We start from the raw sequence: 17,228 nt of genomic DNA, 5'->3' as shown, positions 1-17,228 counted from the left end.
TGTAGCGTTGCGCACGGAAATTTTGCTATACAAAATATAGCTTCTTGCGCTTTGCAGATAAGGGCTGCACCGCATTTTTATCAAAAATCATGGCCGGCCGCTCGCAACGTGTCATGCGATGGCAACGCGCGGCACTGGCCCGTGTCAGGAGGCCGTCTGGGGCCGAGCCTTGTAGAAGGCCACGGGGGCCTCAGGCACTTGCTGCAGCACGGCACGCTTGATCTTGCCCATGACATGCATTTCGCAGGGTTTGCAATCGAAGCGCAGGGTCAGCTTTTCCTTGCCATTGATGAGCTGCAAGGGCTCGGCCCGGATGGTGCCCTGCACGCCCGTCACGCCCTTGGCTTGCTTGGGGCACAGGCTCATGGAGTAGCGCACGCAGTGCTTGGTGATCATGAGGCTGACTTCGCCTTCCTCCTCATGCGCCTCGTAAGTCGCAGCGATCACCTTCACACCGTGGCGCGCATAAAAGTCGTGCGCCTTGTGGTTGAACACGTTGCCCAGAAAGCTCAGTGTGTCCTCGGGGTAGGGGGCTGGCGGCTCGACCGGCGTGGCGCGCGGCAGGCGGGCAAAGTTGCGGGTGCGGTTGGCCTCCAGGTCGGCCAGTGCGTCGCGGCGCAGCGCGTTGAGCACCGAGGCGGGTACGAACCAGGGCTGCGAGAGCTGCAGCGCAATGTCGTGCACCGCAAACACCGTGGCGCCAAAGCGGCCCAGCTGCTCGCGCAGGCTGGCCTCAGCTTTGGCCGCATCGGTGGCGCTTTGGTGAGGCTGCTGCACGCAGGCTGTGCCCACATTGCCGTCTTCGTCGGTCAGCGTCAGGCTGAAGCCGGTGGCGGTTTCGCTCAGGTGCGCCCACAGGCCGATGCGGCGGTCGCTGGACTTTTTCTCCAGCGTGCGCACCCAGTCCATGTCGCGGTTGCGGTTGACCTCGGTGCCCTTGCGCAGGTCCTTGAAGCCCTCCATCAGGTCCTTGGGATACACGCGCCACTGGCCCACGCTGCGCGCGGACACGGGCTCGGCCACGTTGATGGCCATGCCCACCAGTTCCTTGTGCAGGTCGTAGTAGCACAGGCCGTCGCCGTTGTGCAGCACGGTGGCGGGGTCGCTCACCTCCAGCTCGACAAAGTCGGGGCCCACCTTGGTCACCCAGCCGATGGCCTGGCCCGGGTTCTTGGGGGTGTCGAAGGCGCCGATGTCTTCCTTGCGGCCGGTGACGAAGTAGTCGGTGAACTCGCGGTTGAAGTTTTGCAGCGGGTCGGGCGTGAAGGTGAAGCTGGTGCTGCCGCTGGACGAGCGGGAGAGCGGCCGGCCCTGGGCCTCGCGCTCTTCGATGATTTCGTCGAGCAGGGTGCGGTAGTGGGCGGTGATGTTCTTCACATAGCCCATGTCTTTGTAGCGCCCTTCGATCTTGAAGCTGCGCACGCCTGCATCGATAAGCGCGCGCAGGTTGTCGCTCTGGTTGTTGTCCTTCATGCTCAGCACATGCTTGTCGTGCGCAATGAAGCGGCCCTGTGCATCGGTCACCTGGTAGGGCAGGCGGCAGGCCTGGCTGCAGTCGCCCCGGTTGGCGCTGCGGCCGGTTTGCGCATGGCTGATATTGCACTGGCCGCTGTAGGCCACGCACAGCGCGCCGTGGATGAAGAACTCGATGTTGGCGCGGCCCTGCGCATCCACCGGCCCCAGCGCCTTGTGCACGGCGGCAATCTGCTGCACCGTGAGCTCGCGCGCCAGTACGAGTTGCGACAGGCCCGCGTCCTGCAGAAACCGCGCTTTTTCGGGCGTGCGGATGTCGGTCTGGGTGCTGGCATGCAGCTGGATGGGCGGCAGGTCGATTTCGAGCAGGCCCATGTCCTGGATGATGAGCGCATCGGCCCCGGCCTCATACACCTGCCAGGCCATCTGGCGCGCGGCTTCCAGCTCGTCGTCGCGCAGGATGGTGTTGAGGGTGATGAAGATGCGGCTGTTGAAGCGGTGCGCATGCGCGATCAGGCGTTCCAGATCGCGGATATCGTTGCCCGCACCGGCCCGGGCGCCAAAGGCGGGGCCGCCGATGTACACGGCATCGGCGCCATGGTTCACGGCTTCGATGCCGATGTTGGCGTCGCGGGCGGGGGAGAGCAATTCGATCTGGTGGGGCAGCAAGGACATGGCTGTGATTATCCCAGCGCCAACCGCCGGGTGCGGTTTTCGCAGCAGATGGGGAGATGCAGGCCCTTATCCCAGTGGAGCTTTTCATTAGGCAAATTTATGCTTATGAAAAAACCATGCTTGCTGGCTAATGGGATGATTGCACCCGAACGCGGGCGTACGATGCGGGGCTTTTCGCAGTCTTGAAGGCTGCCTATTTTTTGTATGGATGGAGATGAAACCGTGATGTCTGCTTACCGCCTGCGTTTTTCCCTGCAATGGACGGCTGCCGCCGCCCTGACCGTGGCCTGTGGCGCCACGCTGGCCCAAGAGGTCCAAACCGTCAAGATCGGCCATGCCGGCCCGATTTCGGGCGGTATTGCCCACATCGGCAAGGACACCGAAAACGGTGTGCGCATGGCCGTGGATGAGCTGAACACGCAGGACCTGGTCATTGGTGGCAAAAAGATCAAGTTCGTGATCGCCGCCGAGGACGATGCCGGCGACCCGCGCCAGGCCACCGCCGTGGCACAAAAACTGTGCGACCAGAAGGTGGCGGGCGTGGTGGGGCACCTGCAGTCGGGCACCTCCATTCCGGCATCGTCGGTCTACAACAAATGCGATCTGCCGCACATCACGGCATCGGCATCCAACCCCGACCTGACCAAGCCCGGTTACAAGACGTCCTTCCGCCTTATCGCCAACGACAACGCCCTGGGCGCTGCGCTGGCCTTGTTTGCGGCAGATGCCCTCAAGCTCAAGACCGTGGCCATCATTGACGACCGCACGGCCTACGGCCAGGGCGTGGCCTCGGTGTTCAAGGCCACGGCCCTGCAAAAAGGCATGAAGGTGGTGGGCGAGGAGTTCACCAACGACAAGGCCACCGACTTCATGGCCATTCTCACGGGCATCAAGAACAAGAAGCCCGATGGCATCTTCTATGGTGGCCTGGATGCACAAGCCGGCCCCATGCTGCGCCAGATGGAGCAGTTGGGTCTGGGCGATGTGAAGTATTTCGGCGGCGACGCACTGTGCACGCCCAAGCTGCCCGAGCTGGCCGGCAAGTCGCCCGCTGTCAAGAACGTAACCTGCGCGACCGGTGGCGCATCCGTGGACAAGATGCAGGGCGGCGCTGAGTGGAAGAAGCGCTACGACGCCAAGTTCCCCGGCCAGTTCCAGATCTACAGCCCCTATGCCTACGACGCCGCCATGGTGCTGGTGGATGCCATGAAGCGCGCCAACTCGGTCGATCCCGTGGTGTATGGCCCCTTCCTGCACAAAACCCAGTACAAGGGTGTGACGGCCAACATCAGCTTCACGCCCAAGGGTGAACTGGTGACGCCTGCCGTTACGCTGTACACCTACAAGGATGGCAAACGCGTGCCGCTCAACTGATCGCGCGGTGGGTGGGATGTGCGCCTGTGCGTCCTGGTGCGGGCCTTGCCCTGCTGGGGTGCAGAGGGCGCAGGCAGGCGCTTGCAAATAAGGCCCAGGTTTTGCCACTACAGTGGGGCCCATGTATCTGCCGCCCCAGTTTCATTCCCACGACCCGGCCCATGCTCGCGCGCTGATGCGCGCGCACCCGCTGGCCAGCCTCGTCTCTACCGACGACGAAGGTTTTCCCTTCGTCACCCACCTGCCGCTGCATGTGCACGAGCGGGGCGACACGCTGGTGCTGCTGGGCCATTGCGCCCGGCCTAACCCGCACTGGCGCTACTTGCAGGCGCGGCGCGAGGCGCTGGTGACCTTCATGGGACCGCAGGCCTATCTTTCGCCGTCGGTGTACCCGGATCTGGCCCGGGTGCCCACCTGGAACTATCTGGCCGTGCACTGCCGCGTGCAGGCCAGCCTGGTGGAGGAGCCCACCGCCAAGGATGCACTGCTCAAGCAGTTGATTGGCGACCACGAGCCGCCCTATGCCGCGCAGTGGCGCGGGCTGGGTGAAGTGTTTGCCCACAAGATGCTGGCGGGCATCGTGGCGTTTGAGCTGCAGGTGGTAGCGCTGCAGTGCAAGCTCAAGCTCAACCAGCATCGGCCCGAATCCCATGCCGCCATGTACGCGCAGTACCTGCAGGGTGATCCCGATGCCCAGGCGCTGGCGCAATGGATGGAGCGGCTGGGCATGGTGCCCGAGTCCGCAAGCAACCCGGAGGTCTGAGATGCGTGCTGTTTTTGGATTGGTGGGCCTGGTGGTGGCGCTGGCCATTGTGGGCGTTCTGGCCAAGAAGCAACTGGCGGCCACCCGCACGCCGGTGCCCTCGCTGCAACTGCCGGCCGTGCCGGGCGGTGCTGCGCCCCCGGCGCCCCCGGCGCCCACGGGCACGGTGCGCGAGCAAAGCCAGCAGGTGCAGCAACAGGTCCGGCAGCAGGTGGAAGGCCTGATGCAGCAGGCCCGGCCCATGCCTGACGATTCCCAATAAATATTGAGTCAAAATGGCCTGTAGCGCTTATCCATAAAGCGCAAGAAGCTATTAAATATATAGCAATGCAGTTGCAGCAAGACGAGCACTGGATGCGCCAGGCACTGGCCCAAGCGCAGGCCGCAGCAGTGGCGGGCGAGGTGCCGGTGGGCGCAGTGGTGGTGAAGGACGGCCAGGTGATCGCCACCGGCCGCAACGCCCCGGTGCGGGGGCATGACCCCACCGCGCATGCCGAAATCGTGGCGCTGCGCGCCGCGGCGCAGCATTTGGGCAACTACCGGCTCGATGGTTGCACGCTCTACGTCACGCTGGAGCCTTGCGCCATGTGCAGCGGCGCCATGCTGCACGCGCGCCTGCAGCGCGTGGTGTTTGGCGCAACCGATCCCAAGACCGGTGCTGCGGGTTCGGTGCTCAACCTGTTCGGCCATGCCGAGCTCAACCACCACACCGAGGTGCAGGGCGGGGTGCTGGCACACGATTGTGGCGCGCTGCTGAGCGCTTTTTTCCGCGCCCGGCGCACCCGGCAGCGCGCCGAGGCCCTGGCGCGCCACCCGCTGCGCGACGACGCCCTGCGCACGCCCGACGCAGCCTTTGCCCATCTGCCCGGTTACCCCTGGGCGCCGCATTACATCAGCGACCTGCCCAGCCTGGCGGGTTTGCGCATGCACTATCTGGACGAGGGGCCACACGGCGCACCGCGTACCTGGCTGCTGTTGCACGCGAGCCCTGCCTGGAGCTACCTGTTTCGGCACGCAGTGCCCACCTTGCTGGCAGCGGGGCACAGGGTTGTGGCGCCCGACCTGATTGGTTTTGGCAAAAGCGACAAGCCCAAGAAGGAGATAGTGCATTGCCCGGATTGGCACGCACAGGTGCTGCAGGAGTTGCTCACGCGGCTGGATCTGCGCAATGCCGTGTTGCTAGAGCAAACCGGTGCGCCCGGCATGGTCATGTCCGCGCGCGCCGCCTTTGATGCCCCCGTGCCGCGGGGCAAGGCCTATGAAGTGCCGTTTGCCAGTGCAGGTTACCGCGCCGGACCGCGTGCATTTGAGCGCTTGGGAGCCAGCGCGGTGGCGGGGCCGCATTGGGGGGCTTTTGATCTTGATCGTCCCGAAGCGGCCCAGCAGCTTGTCGCGCGGGCCATGCAATACTTTGGCCATTGACCTCAACAACGCATACCATCTTGTCCATCTCGCACGACCACAGCACCGAAGACTGCCACGGCCACCACCACGGCCCTCAGCACATCTACATCTACTCGCCCGCCGGCTCCATCCGCGACAAGGCCGCCTTCAAGCGCGCCATTGCACGCCTCAAAGCCATGGGCCATGAAGTGGAAGTGGACCCCGACGCCCAGGCGGTGCACACGCGCTTTGCCGGCGACGATGCCACGCGCCTGGCCGCCATTCACCGCGCGGCAGCCAGCGGGGCGGATGTGGCGCTCATCACGCGCGGGGCCTACGGCCTCACGCGCATCCTGCCGGGCATTCGCTACAAGGCGGTGGCCAAGGCCATCGACGGCGGCATGAAGTTCGTCGGCCTGAGCGATTTCACGGCGTTCCAAAGTGCCGTGCTGGCGCAGACCGGTGCCGTGACCTGGGCAGGCCCCGGGTTGATCGGTGACTTTGGCGTAGAGGGCGAGCCCGACGACATCATGCTGGCCTGCTTTGATGACTTGCTGACGGGCCACGGCGAGGGCGCTGGCTGGCGCATGGCGAAAGAAAAACCGCAGGCCGACGGCAAGCCCGCCGTGCCCGATGTGTATGTGAAGAGCGCCACCCTCTGGGGCGGCAACCTGGCCGTGCTGACCGGCCTGGTGGGCACGCCCTATTTGCCGGCGGTGCGGGGCGGAATATTGTTTGTGGAAGACGTGGGCGAGCACCCGTACCGCATCGAACGCATGCTTACGCAACTGCTGCACGCCGGCATCCTGTCGCAGCAAAAAGCAGTGGTGCTGGGCCAGTTCACCAACTACAAGCTGGCGCCCCACGACAAGGGCTTCAAGCTGCAATCCGTGGTGGACTGGCTGCGCAGCCAGATCAAGGCGCCCGTGTTGACCAACCTGCCCTTCGGGCATGTGCAGACCAAGGTGGTGTTGCCGGTGGGGGCGAAGGTGTCGCTTTCGGTGGAAGACCGCGATGCGCTGCTGTACTGGGGCCACCAGCACTGATCGCAAATCAATGGTTAGCAGGCTGCGATGCACCGCCCAGCGCGCGTGGCAGCTGCCCCTGAAATAGCGGTGTCAGCTGGGCCAGCGTGGCATTGGCAAGGGCCTCACCCCGCAGCGGAACCAGCAGGGTGCGCAAATCAGTGCGCAGATACCACAGGGCTTCGATGTCGCTGGCGTAGCGCAGCCGCATGTTCATGCGGGCGACTTCACTGCCACTGAGGCCCACCAGGCACTGGATCATCGCGTAACGGACTTCTTCGAGGCCCTGGTTGTGCACCCATGCAGTCGACGCCGGTGCATCGCGGCCCAGAAGGCCGTGCAGGCTGCTGCGAAGATTGGGTTTGGTCCAGCGCATGAAGATTTGGCAGGCTTGTTTGCGAGTGGCAGGAGGGGTCAAGTTACGCGGGAGCAAGGCGGAGCACAAGGGGTGTGCTCCTTTTTTTGCATAAAGACAACACACCGCCGTCTTTTTTTGTTGCGTGCCGATAGCGGGGTAACGCACGATGGGCGTTGACCCCGTGTGCGCGAACGGCGCACACCGCGCAATGCCATTTAGGGCGTGCGCTGGCGCGCAGCATGCACTAGACTGGTTCGGGTAATGCAATGAAAGGCTTGTGTCCATGAGTGTTTTATCAACGGTCGTGTTTGCGGATATTTCAGGCAGCGCGTCGTTGTATGAAACCCTGGGCAATGAGCGCGCCACCGATGCCGTCACCCAGGTCACCCATTGGATCGGTGGCACCATCGCGGCCCACCACGGTCGCATCGTCAAAAACCTCGGAGATGGCGTGCTGGGCATTTTTGGCGATGCGGCCAGTGCCGTCTCTGCCGCAGCGGCAATGCTGCGCGGACACCAGGAACGGGTGAGCCGATGGCCACTGCCACTGCGCATGGGCATCCGGGTGGGCGTGGCCAGCGGCGAGGTGGTGGATGTGGATGGCGACTGCTATGGCGACGCCGTCAACGTGGCCTCTCGATTGTGCGAGCGCGCCGGGCCCGCAGAAATCTGGGCCACGGAAACCGCCGTGCTGCTGTCAGGCGTCGCGCCCTCGGTGTGGTATCGCAAGCTGGGGATGATGGAGATCCGCGGCAAGGCCGGGATGCAGATGCTCTATCAGGTGGAGTGGCGCGAGAACGAAGAGCCCGACTCGCTGACCATGCAGGCCACGCTGGCCAGCAACTTCGCGCCAGTGGACTCGATCCTGGGGCAGATCCAGTTTTCGTGGCACGGAATCGATTTGTCCTTCACCTCGACCGACGTTCCTGTTCATATCGGCCGCGCGACCGATGCCCGGTTGTGCATCAACGACCCGCGTGTTTCACGCCTGCATGCGCGCATCGATTGGCGCAACAGCGGCTTCGTGCTGACCGACATGAGCAGTTTTGGCACCTGGGTGCGCTTTGAGGGCAGCGATGTCCCGGTGCAATTGCGCCGCGACGCCTGCATCCTGCATGGCATCGGCGAGATGGCGCTGGGAGTTTCGTTCGCAGATTCGAGCGCGCCCGTCGTGAAATTCCAGGTGGCTGGAGGCAATGCGCACCTCGGTTGAGTGTTCACCTGCCCTGTGCTGTATGTGCAGCGTACTTTTGCGGCGCTGGATGGGCAGATCCTGGTGGGCGGGTTGCGCGATGCCGCCGATGTCACGCACATCCGGGAGCAGGCGGGCTACCGCCGCTTGCAGCATGGGTCTGCACGCATGCGCCACGACTTGCGGTTGGTGCCCGCGCCATGGCGTCTTGCATGGGATTGCGCGCATGCTCCGCTTGACAAGTGCGGTGCTGCAGCTCTATTTAGAGGTAAAAAGGCCGCTAGCGCTTTATGGATAAGCGCTTGCAGCTATGAATATCGAAGCAAAAGATTCCGTGTCCGGCAGCACGTAGGCCACGCCGCTGGAGCGGCCCAACAAGGGGGCAATCCACTGGTTGTAGAAAGCCACGGGCGCGTTGATGCAGCCGTAGCTGATGCGTTTGTCTTGCGTGCTGCTGCTGGCCAGGCGCTGCAGGCGCCGCTCTGTCGCGCTGACGCTGCGCACGCGGTGCAGCGAAACCGCAGCGTCGTAGTCAATCCACACGATGTCTTCGCCGCGCAGGTTGCGACCGGGCTCGGTCACAAAACGGCCGGCGGGGGTGGTGCGTTCTTCTGGCCGGACCTGGGCCAGCGGGCGCTGGCCGATGCCGGGCACCGAATGGTCGCCGCGTGCCGCACCCAGCAGCACGGGGGCGGTGCCCAGCCATTGGGCATGGGCCGAAAACACGTGGATGCGGGCGGCCAGCTTGTCCACCACCGCAAACGGCAGGCCCTGGTTGTCGCCCGTGCCTTCGATCCAGTGCACCAGCTGGCGGGCGTTCGGGCTGGTGCCGGCCGTAGGCCAGGCGCGCGTCAAAGCGCTTGCGTCCACCGTTTGGTTCGCCTGCGCCGCCGGCCATGCCGCACCGGCCAGCCACGCCCCTGCACCCCACAGCATGGTGCGGCAGCTCAGGGGCAGGGCGGTGCAAAAAGGGCGCATGGTGCTGGCAATCCTAATCGCATGCCCCGTGACGGGCCGCTTGCGCTCAGCAGCCGCGCGTGACGGGTGGCTGCACCTCGTGCTTTGGCGCTGCGTACTTGCCCAGCTCCCACTTGGCAATCGCATTGCGGTGCACTTCGTCCGGGCCGTCGGCAAAGCGCAGCGTGCGTGCGCCGGCGTAGGCGTAGGCCAGCGGGAAGTCGTCGCACATGCCACCGCCGCCGTGCACCTGCATGGCCCAGTCGATCACCTGGCAGGCCATGCTGGGGGCAACCACCTTGATCATGGCGATTTCGGTGCGCGCTACCTTGTTGCCTGCCGTGTCCATCAGCCAGGCAGCCTTGAGGGTGAGCAGGCGGGCCATGTCGATCTTGCAGCGGGCCTCGGCAATGCGTTCTTGCGTCACTGTTTGCTGGGACACGGTCTTGCCGAAGGCTGTGCGCGACGATGCGCGTTTGCACATCAGCTCCAGTGCGCGCTCGGCCAGTCCGATCAGGCGCATGCAGTGGTGGATGCGTCCAGGGCCCAGGCGGCCTTGGGCGATTTCGAAACCTCGGCCCTCGCCCAGCAGGATGTTGCTGACCGGCACACGCACGTTGTCGAAGGTCATCTCGACGTGGCCGTGTGGGGCATCGTCGTAGCCCAGTACGTTCAGCGGGCGAATGATCTTGATGCCGGGGGTGTCGGCGGGCACCAGCACCATGCTTTGCTGCGAGTGCTTGGGGGCGTCCGGGTCGGTCTTGCCCATGGTGACGAACACAGCGCAGCGGGGGTCGGCTGCGCCGGAAATCCACCATTTGCGGCCGTTGATGACGTATTCATCACCCTGGCGCTCGATGCGCGTCTCGATGTTGGTCGCGTCGCTCGATGCCACATCGGGCTCGGTCATGGCGAAGGCCGAGCGGATCTTGCCCTCCAGCAGGGGCTTGAGCCAGCGGGCCTTGTTGGTTTCATCGCCATAGCGGGCGATGGTTTCCATGTTGCCCGTGTCGGGTGCCGAGCAGTTGAATACCTCACTGGCCCATGGCACGCGGCCCATGATTTCGGCCAGGGGTGCGTACTCCTGGTTGGTCAGGCCAGCGCCTTCGTAGCCTGATGCTGCGGCGCTGTCCACCGGCAGAAAAAGATTCCAAAGGCCCGCGGCCTGGGCTTTGGGTTTGAGGTTTTCGATGGTGTTCAGGGCCGACCAGCGCTTGCCCGCTGCCGTGTTGGCGGCCAACTCATCCTTGTACGCGGACTCGTTCGGATAGATGTGGTCATCCATGAACTGGAGCAGCTTGGCCTGCAGTTCTTTGGTCTTGGGGGAGTAGTCAAAGTCCATGGGGGTCTCCGTGAAAAATTGGTGGGTGTCGTTTTGTGGGGGATCAGCCCCGTTGGGCGAAGGACCAGGCCAGTTGCGCCATGGGCCGGGCGGTGTCGCCCGAGGCCTTGGCCTGTGCGCTGGAGGCGGTACCCGCCTCGACCCGCTTGGCAATGCCCTGCAAGATGGCCGCGATGCGGAACATGTTGTAGGCGAGGTAGAAGTTCCAGTCGGCCCGCAGCGCCTCGGGTGTGGCGATGCCGGTGCGCTCGCAGTAGCTGCGGATGTAGCTGTCTTCATCCGGGATGCCCAGCGCGGTCAGGTCTTGCCCCGCAATGCCGCGCCCCAGCGCCGCCGGGATGTGCCAGCTCATGCAGTGGTAGCTGAAGTCGGCCAGCGGGTGGCCCAGGGTGGACAGTTCCCAGTCGAGCACGGCCACCACGCGGGGCTCGGTCGGGTGGAACATGAGGTTGTCCAGCCGGTAGTCGCCGTGCACGATGGAGACTTTGCTTTCATCGCGCGCGCTGGCCGGCATGTGCGCGGGCAGCCATTCCATCAGCCGGTCCATCTCTTCAATGGGCTGGGTGATGGAGGCGACGTATTGCTTGCTCCAGCGGCCAATCTGGCGGTCAAAGTAGTTGCCGGGCTTGCCGTAGCCTGCCAGTCCCCGGTCGGCAAACTGCACGGTGTGCAGCGCGGCAATCACGCGGTTCATCTCGTTGTAGATGGCGCCGCGCTCAGAAGGTGTCATGCCGGGCAGGGATTGGTCCCACAGCACGCGGCCCTGCATGCACTCCATGACATAAAAGGCGCGGCCAATTACCGATTCGTCCTCGCACAGCACATGCATGCGCGGCACGGGCACGTTGGTGCCATACAGGCCGCTCATCACGGCAAATTCACGCTCGATGGCATGGGCTGAGGGCAGCAGCTTGGCCACGGGGCCGGGCTTGGCGCGCATTACATAGCTGGTGCCGGGCGTGATGAGTTTGTAGGTCGGGTTGGACTGCCCCCCTTTGAACATCTCCACGGTCAAAGGACCGGAGAATCCTTTCATATTTTGGGTGAGCCACTGCGTCAGCGCGGCTGTGTCAAAAGCGTGCTGATCGGAAACAGGACGGGTGCCGACGAAATGATCAAAGTTGCTCATGAAAGATGGGGAGGTTCATTCAGTCAGTTGTCGGATTCGGCAATGCGCATGAGCGCTTCGCGGTCGCGAACCACCAGGCCGCCTGGCTCGATGCGGATGGCGTCCTCGCGCTCCATGGATTTCAGTTCCTGGTTCACCCGCTGGCGCGATGCGCCCAGCAGCTGCGCCAGTTCTTCCTGCGCCAGCTGCAGGCCAATGCGCATCTCGCTGCCGTCCGACAGGCTGGGAATGCCGTAGCTGCGAACCAAGTGCACCAACTGCTTGGCCAGCCGCGCGCGCAGCGGCAGGGTGTTGAGGTCTTCCACCAGGCCGTACAGCTGGCGAATGCGCCGCGCATGCAGGCGCAGCATGGCTTCGTAAAACTCCGTGTGTGCTGCAAGAATCTTTTTGAAATCGGCCTTGGCCACGCACAGGATGGTGGTGTCCCCATGGGCATAGGCATCGTGCGTGCGTCGGTCGCCGTCGAAAATCGCCACGTCGCCGAACCAGATGCCTGGCTCCACATAGGTCAGCGTGATCTGCTTGCCCGAGATGGAGGTCGAGCTCACCCGCACTGCACCGCGCGCGCAGGCAATCCACTCCTCGGGCGGGTCGCCGCGGGCGGCTATGAGGCCGCCATCCTTGAAGCGTTTGACGTATGCACATCGCAGGATGTCGTGTCGAAGGGATGGTGAGAGGGATGAAAACCAGCGACCTGAGTTGATCGCTTCACGTTCTTCGATAGTAAGAATCGGGTCGTCCATGGCCTGTCTTGTGTGTGACTAAAAACATGGCCATTGTCGCGGGAGGGACGGGGGCCAACGGTCAGGGTTGTCACCTGCGTGTCTGCCGTTCGTGCAGAACAAAAAACCCCGAGGCCTTGCGGGCGCCGGGGTTAACAGGGATGGGCAACGGGCGAGGGCGCTATTCGTAAAGCGGCGTGCGTTTGTCCAGAAATGCCGCAATGCCGGCCCCCGCGTTGGCATGGTGCAGGTTTTTCACGAAATGGTCCCGCTCGCTTGCCAGGTGCGTGGAGAGCAGGTTGTGGGGCGCATCGCCCACCAGCTCCTTGATGCTGACCAGCACGTTGGGCGCCCGTGCGTTGAGTTGCTCTGCCAGCGCCAGGGCCATCGCCAAGGCGTTGCCGGGTTCGGCCAGGCGGTTGACGATACCCAGGGCGTGCAGGCGCTCTGGCGCAATGCGGTCGCCGCACATGAGGATTTCGGTGGCCAGCTGGCGTGGCAATGCCTGCGCCAGGCTCCAGCTGGCGCCGCCATCGGGCGACAGGGCTACGTTGCTGTAAGCCATTACGAACACTGCATTGCGGGCCGCCACCACCAGGTCACAGGCCAGGGCCAGCGAAAACCCGGCCCCCGCCGCTGCGCCCTCAACCGCTGCAATGACCGGCTTGGGAAAGGTGCGAATGGTCTCGATCCAGCTGTGCAGGCCTTCGATGCTTTGCGCCTGCACTTGCGGGTCAGCCTGGCGGTTGGCTTGCAGGCGTAGCAGGTTGCCGCCCGAGCAGAACATGCCTGCGGCCCCAGTGATGACGACGCTGCGCACCTCGGTGCTGTTCTCGGCGACGTTGAGCGCTTCGATGCCCGCGGCGTACATGACAGGGTCGATGGCGTTGCGCAGCTCCGGGTTGCTGAGGGTCAGAACCAGGGTCTGGCCCTCGCGGGTGGCTTGAAGTTGTGCGGGCATGGGGTTTGGCTGGCGGTTGGGTTGGGCGGTGGAGCTAAGCCGTGGGGTGAAGTGCGTCCTCAACGCTCTTCAACATGTGCCAGGCTCAGGCCAATGGCCCCGCGCCGGCGCAACCAGGGGCTGGGGCGATACCGTGGGTCTCCATAGACCGTCTGCATGTTGAACAGCACTTCCAGGATGTTGGTGGGCCCCCAGCGGTCGCCCATGGCCAGCGGCCCGAGCGGGTAGCCCAGCCCCAGCGTGACTGCGGTTTCCAGGTCGCGCGGGCTGCAGATCTGCTGCTGGCAGATATCACTGGCAATGTTCACGATGGTGGCCACCACGCGCTGGGTGACAAAGCCGCCGCTGTCGCGGATCACGCTCACCGCCTTGCCGTCGCGGGCGAAGAGGGCGTGGGCTGCATCGCGAATATCCACGCGCGTGGCCGGGTTGGTGGCCAGCACGCGCCGCCGCGTTGCAGCGTCGTCGATCAGCATGTCGATGCCGATGGTGCGGGCAGGATCGAGCCGTTCCACCACAGCCACGGTGGTGATGTCGAAACCCAGCGGTGCCACCAGCGAGATGGCCGTTTGCGAGGGCGACGCGCCGGTTTCTATGGTGGCGCCCAGGTCCTTGAGCAACTGGTAGAGCTCGGCACGGCGCGCTGCGCGCGGCGAAACCCAGACCGGTGGGATGCTGGCCACCTCGGGAGTGGCCGGTTCGGCAGGCACCTGCGCCACGCCATCCTGGTAGCGATAAAAACCCTCGCCCACTTTCTTGCCCACCATGCCGCCCGCCAGCCGCTGCGCCGTGATGACGCTGGGGCGAAAGCGCGGCTCTTCGTAATACTGGTGGTAGATGGATTCCATCACGGGGTGGGACACGTCCAGCGCCGTCAGGTCCATGAGCTCGAACGGCCCCAGCTTGAAGCCCACCTGGTCGCGCAGGATGCGGTCGATGGTGGCGAAATCGGCCACGCCCTCGCTGACGATGCGCAAGGCCTCGGTGCCAAAGCCGCGCCCGGCGTGGTTGACGATGAATCCCGGGGTGTCTTGCGCCTGCACCGGGGTGTGCCCCATCTGGCGTGCGTACTGGGCAAGTGCCTCGCACACTGTCGGGGCAGTCTTGAGTCCGGCGATCACCTCGACCACCTTCATCAGCGGCACAGGGTTGAAGAAATGAAAGCCTGCCAGCCGCTCGGGCTGCTGCAACGCGGCACCAATGGCGGTAACCGCCAGCGACGAGGTGTTGGTTGCCAGCACGGCTTGCGGCCCCACCACGGCCTCCAGCTGCGTGAAGAGTGCCTGCTTGGCGTCCAGCCGCTCCACGATGGCTTCGATCACCAGGTCGCATGAAGCCAGGTCGGCGATGGCGGCAACCGGCTGAAGTCGACTGCCCCAGTCTGCGGCCTGTTCACCGGAAATGCGTCCTTTTTCCAGCAGGCGCTGCCATTGGGTTTGGATGCTGTTGCGCGCCGACTCTGCGGCATTCGGCTGCATATCCAGCAAAAGAATCTGGCTGCCAGCCTGGGCAGCGATCTGCGCGATGCCGCGACCCATGGCGCCTGCGCCTACGATGCCAACGATGGGGAACTGATTTTTCATGGCGGCATTATGGCGTTGGTGTCTCAATGCACTTGTGTGCAAAAATGACCACACCAAAAAAAGAAATTGTTGTGAATATACGTAACGTAATTTTTGGGGTCGGATGTTGGGTGGCCGTCGGCAGTGCCGCAGCCATCTCGCTGGGGCAGAGCCGGGGCGCGGTCATCCTTGGTGCACCGGTCGATCTCGTATTCGATGTGCAGCCCGATGCGGGTGCAGATATTGCTTCGTCCTGCGTTACGGCAGACGTGGCGTTTGGTGATGTTCCTGTCGGTGGCGCCAAGGTCCGGGTATCGCCATTGCCTGACTTGCCGGGGCGTTCTCCAGCCGTGCGCGTGCAGGTGGTCGGCTCGGTGAACGAGCCCGTTGTCACCGTCACGATGTCGGCTGGTTGCTCGGGAACGGTCACGCGCACCTACACGTTTTTGGCCGACCCGCCCGCAGCGCATGTGCCGGGCCGCGTCGTGAATATTGAGCAGTTGGCGTCGGTTCCCCCTGCCGTGGCTCGCGGTTCCGGGGTGGGCGCTGACCGCCCGGCATCTCCCCCCCCCGTGCGCCGCCGCATTGTGCAGGCACCTGCCGTAGCCCCGGAGCAGCGTGAAGCGGCTGCTTCAGCCCCCATCAAACCGCAGGCCGCCAAGCCGACAGCCCGCACGGCGCCACCGCGCGCGCCGCGGGAGGTTGTGCGCAAAGCCCCTGAACGCGAAGAGCGCACCGTCAAGGCGACCACGCCGCCGCTGCCGCCAGTATCAGAGCGCTCGCGGCTGGTCATGGAGCCACTGGACGCATTGGCTCAACCGTCAGTTGCCCTGCGGCCTTCGACCGACATGGGGGCCGTGCCTGCGCAGGCGGCGGCCTCACAGCGGCAGGAGGCGGCAGCAGCCTGGAAGGCGATGAACGCGCCCCTGGGCGGGGTGCCGCAAGACGACGAGCGTGTTCGTGCGCTGGAGACCGAGATGGCCGCGTTGCGTGCCAAATCGACCGCCGAGCGCGCCGCGATGGTCGAGCTCCAGCAGCGGCTTGCGTTGATCGAGGCTCAGCGCTTTTCCTCGGGACTGGTCTATGCATTGATGGCTGCGTTGGCGCTGGCGCTGGGCTTGCTCGCCTGGGTCTGGACCCGGGCGCGCCGTGATTCCCGGCTGGCCATGCAGGCATGGCGCGATTCGGTGGCGTTGAGCGCCAGGCACAGCGATGCCGCGCGGCACGACCCCCATGATCCCCGTGATCCCCATGACCTGACGCCACATCCCCATGACACCTGGGCGCCAGAAGACTCGTCTCCGTTGGGCGGAGATACCTACGGCCTTCATTCGGAAACTTCGCCTTTCCATTCCACGGTGGCTGCCGCAGCCTCCGCGCCAGAGCGCGCACCGCAGCCCGTACCCGTGCCAGAGACCGTTCCTCGCCTTGAAAACCCCTCGCAAATTGTCAACCCTGAAGAGCTTTTTGACATTCAGCAGCAGGCGGAGTTTTTTGTTTCTGTGGGAGAACACGATCAGGCCGTGGAAGTGTTGAAGAAGCACATCGCAGCCCACCAGGCAACTTCGCCGTCGGCTTATCGGGAGCTACTGGGGCTCTACCACAAGCTGGGTCGTTCGGACGACTTTGCGCAACTGCGCAAGCAGTTTTGCCACCACTTCAATGCGCAGATTCCGGAGTTTTCAGTGTTCAGTCATAAAGGCCGAACCCTGGAGGATTACATCGACGCACTGGCCGCTATCGAGGCAGAGTGGACCTCGTCCTCTGTGCTGCAGTTGCTGGAAAAGTTTCTGTTCCTGAAGGACGGTCGTGCCGCGGTCGCCCCGTTTGATCTGGCTGCGTTTGACGACCTGCTGCTGCTGCTGGCCATTGCCCAGACCACCCCGGCCAGCGCGCGCGGCGCCCCCCCTCCACGCATGCGCACAACACCGCTTGCGTTGCCGTTTGACCGGCCCGTGTCAACGCCTGCCAGCCGCAATCCTGCTCTTGCGGCGGCTGCTGTCGATCTGCCTCTGGATTCGCTGGCGGCCAGCCTGGAGTTTGATTTTGGCCAGCGTGTACCGCCGGCAGGTGTTCCCGGGAACGTGGTTTCGCAAGCCCCCGCACACCCGAACTCACCCGGGCTGGAGTTGGAACTGGACCTGGATCTGTCCGATCCTCCGCATCTGACGCTGAGCGATCTACCGCCCGCTCCGGTCACGGCGGCGCCGCGTCCTGACCAACCGATCGGTTTTGGCGTGGCCAACGATCTGCTGGAAGCGCGCCTCGAACTCGAACAACGCAAAACAGAACCCAAGGCGTGAGTTGAGCGG

At 64.4% G+C, this 17,228-nt stretch carries 15 protein-coding genes; 7 read left to right on the top strand and 8 right to left on the bottom strand.

The window, feature by feature from the left end:
- Positions 1-144 precede the first annotated feature (144 nt).
- Positions 145-2,148 carry a U32 family peptidase gene (locus tag J8G26_RS12725; protein WP_210569320.1) on the bottom strand — a complete coding sequence of 668 codons (2,004 nt, stop codon included), beginning with the start codon at positions 2,146-2,148 and terminating at the stop codon, positions 145-147.
- A 225-nt stretch (positions 2,149-2,373) separates the two neighbouring features.
- Here J8G26_RS12725 and J8G26_RS12720 point away from each other — a divergent pair, with 225 nt between their 5' ends.
- From J8G26_RS12720 to J8G26_RS12700, 5 genes are all read left to right on the top strand, one after another.
- Positions 2,374-3,522: a branched-chain amino acid ABC transporter substrate-binding protein gene (locus J8G26_RS12720; protein WP_210569345.1), complete on the top strand. Its 1,149-nt coding sequence runs from the start codon at positions 2,374-2,376 to the stop codon at positions 3,520-3,522.
- A 121-nt stretch (positions 3,523-3,643) separates the two neighbouring features.
- A complete protein-coding gene (locus tag J8G26_RS12715) occupies positions 3,644-4,285 on the top strand; it encodes an FMN-binding negative transcriptional regulator (RefSeq protein ID WP_210569318.1) in 642 nt (213 codons plus the stop codon).
- Position 4,286: 1 nt separating this feature from the next.
- Positions 4,287-4,547 carry a hypothetical protein gene (locus tag J8G26_RS12710; RefSeq protein WP_210569316.1) on the top strand — a complete coding sequence of 87 codons (261 nt, stop codon included), beginning with the start codon at positions 4,287-4,289 and terminating at the stop codon, positions 4,545-4,547.
- A gap of 65 nt (positions 4,548-4,612) precedes the next feature.
- The gene (gene tadA / locus J8G26_RS12705) at positions 4,613-5,707 is read left to right on the top strand and encodes a tRNA adenosine(34) deaminase TadA (protein WP_210569314.1); all 1,095 of its coding nucleotides are present in this window, start codon (positions 4,613-4,615) and stop codon (positions 5,705-5,707) included.
- Positions 5,708-5,727: 20 nt separating this feature from the next.
- Positions 5,728-6,714, top strand: a complete 987-nt coding sequence (locus J8G26_RS12700; protein WP_246881384.1) for an LD-carboxypeptidase — start codon at positions 5,728-5,730, stop codon at positions 6,712-6,714.
- A gap of 7 nt (positions 6,715-6,721) precedes the next feature.
- Here J8G26_RS12700 and J8G26_RS12695 read toward each other — a convergent pair whose 3' ends face one another.
- The gene (locus J8G26_RS12695) at positions 6,722-7,069 is read right to left on the bottom strand and encodes a hypothetical protein (RefSeq protein WP_087745468.1); all 348 of its coding nucleotides are present in this window, start codon (positions 7,067-7,069) and stop codon (positions 6,722-6,724) included.
- A gap of 265 nt (positions 7,070-7,334) precedes the next feature.
- Between J8G26_RS12695 and J8G26_RS12690 the strand changes: the two genes are divergently transcribed.
- A complete protein-coding gene (locus J8G26_RS12690) occupies positions 7,335-8,264 on the top strand; it encodes an adenylate/guanylate cyclase domain-containing protein (protein ID WP_087745470.1) in 930 nt (309 codons plus the stop codon).
- A 267-nt stretch (positions 8,265-8,531) separates the two neighbouring features.
- Here J8G26_RS12690 and J8G26_RS12685 read toward each other — a convergent pair whose 3' ends face one another.
- The 6 genes from J8G26_RS12685 to J8G26_RS12660 form a co-directional block, all read right to left on the bottom strand.
- On the bottom strand, positions 8,532-9,221 hold the full coding sequence (locus tag J8G26_RS12685; RefSeq protein WP_246881383.1) for a hypothetical protein: 690 nt from the start codon (positions 9,219-9,221) through the stop codon (positions 8,532-8,534).
- A gap of 46 nt (positions 9,222-9,267) precedes the next feature.
- On the bottom strand, positions 9,268-10,542 hold the full coding sequence (locus tag J8G26_RS12680) for an acyl-CoA dehydrogenase family protein (RefSeq protein WP_087745472.1): 1,275 nt from the start codon (positions 10,540-10,542) through the stop codon (positions 9,268-9,270).
- Positions 10,543-10,585: 43 nt separating this feature from the next.
- Positions 10,586-11,671 carry a phosphotransferase gene (locus J8G26_RS12675; protein ID WP_210569313.1) on the bottom strand — a complete coding sequence of 362 codons (1,086 nt, stop codon included), beginning with the start codon at positions 11,669-11,671 and terminating at the stop codon, positions 10,586-10,588.
- Positions 11,672-11,694: 23 nt separating this feature from the next.
- A complete protein-coding gene (locus J8G26_RS12670; protein WP_087745476.1) occupies positions 11,695-12,414 on the bottom strand; it encodes a Crp/Fnr family transcriptional regulator in 720 nt (239 codons plus the stop codon).
- Between the two features lie 160 nt (positions 12,415-12,574).
- A complete protein-coding gene (locus tag J8G26_RS12665; protein ID WP_210569311.1) occupies positions 12,575-13,354 on the bottom strand; it encodes an enoyl-CoA hydratase in 780 nt (259 codons plus the stop codon).
- A 59-nt stretch (positions 13,355-13,413) separates the two neighbouring features.
- Positions 13,414-14,937 carry a 3-hydroxyacyl-CoA dehydrogenase gene (locus J8G26_RS12660; RefSeq protein ID WP_210569310.1) on the bottom strand — a complete coding sequence of 508 codons (1,524 nt, stop codon included), beginning with the start codon at positions 14,935-14,937 and terminating at the stop codon, positions 13,414-13,416.
- Positions 14,938-15,047: 110 nt separating this feature from the next.
- Here J8G26_RS12660 and J8G26_RS12655 point away from each other — a divergent pair, with 110 nt between their 5' ends.
- On the top strand, positions 15,048-17,219 hold the full coding sequence (locus J8G26_RS12655; protein WP_210569309.1) for a hypothetical protein: 2,172 nt from the start codon (positions 15,048-15,050) through the stop codon (positions 17,217-17,219).
- The last annotated feature ends 9 nt before the right edge of the window (positions 17,220-17,228 follow it).

Source organism: Acidovorax sp. JG5, from assembly GCF_017939685.1.
Taxonomy (GTDB): domain Bacteria; phylum Pseudomonadota; class Gammaproteobacteria; order Burkholderiales; family Burkholderiaceae_C; genus Acidovorax.
This window is presented reverse-complemented; position numbering and strand designations above follow the sequence as displayed.

Coding starts and splice junctions, on each gene's coding strand:
- J8G26_RS12695 (WP_087745468.1), bottom strand. CDS start 7,069: ATGCGCTGGACCAAACCCAATCTTCGCAGCAGCCTGCACGGCCTTCTG.
- J8G26_RS12660 (WP_210569310.1), bottom strand. CDS start 14,937: ATGAAAAATCAGTTCCCCATCGTTGGCATCGTAGGCGCAGGCGCCATG.
- J8G26_RS12670 (WP_087745476.1), bottom strand. CDS start 12,414: ATGGACGACCCGATTCTTACTATCGAAGAACGTGAAGCGATCAACTCA.
- J8G26_RS12725 (WP_210569320.1), bottom strand. CDS start 2,148: ATGTCCTTGCTGCCCCACCAGATCGAATTGCTCTCCCCCGCCCGCGAC.
- tadA (WP_210569314.1), top strand. CDS start 4,613: ATGCAGTTGCAGCAAGACGAGCACTGGATGCGCCAGGCACTGGCCCAA.
- J8G26_RS12720 (WP_210569345.1), top strand. CDS start 2,374: ATGTCTGCTTACCGCCTGCGTTTTTCCCTGCAATGGACGGCTGCCGCC.
- J8G26_RS12690 (WP_087745470.1), top strand. CDS start 7,335: ATGAGTGTTTTATCAACGGTCGTGTTTGCGGATATTTCAGGCAGCGCG.
- J8G26_RS12675 (WP_210569313.1), bottom strand. CDS start 11,671: ATGAGCAACTTTGATCATTTCGTCGGCACCCGTCCTGTTTCCGATCAG.
- J8G26_RS12685 (WP_246881383.1), bottom strand. CDS start 9,221: ATGCGCCCTTTTTGCACCGCCCTGCCCCTGAGCTGCCGCACCATGCTG.
- J8G26_RS12710 (WP_210569316.1), top strand. CDS start 4,287: ATGCGTGCTGTTTTTGGATTGGTGGGCCTGGTGGTGGCGCTGGCCATT.
- J8G26_RS12680 (WP_087745472.1), bottom strand. CDS start 10,542: ATGGACTTTGACTACTCCCCCAAGACCAAAGAACTGCAGGCCAAGCTG.
- J8G26_RS12715 (WP_210569318.1), top strand. CDS start 3,644: ATGTATCTGCCGCCCCAGTTTCATTCCCACGACCCGGCCCATGCTCGC.
- J8G26_RS12665 (WP_210569311.1), bottom strand. CDS start 13,354: ATGCCCGCACAACTTCAAGCCACCCGCGAGGGCCAGACCCTGGTTCTG.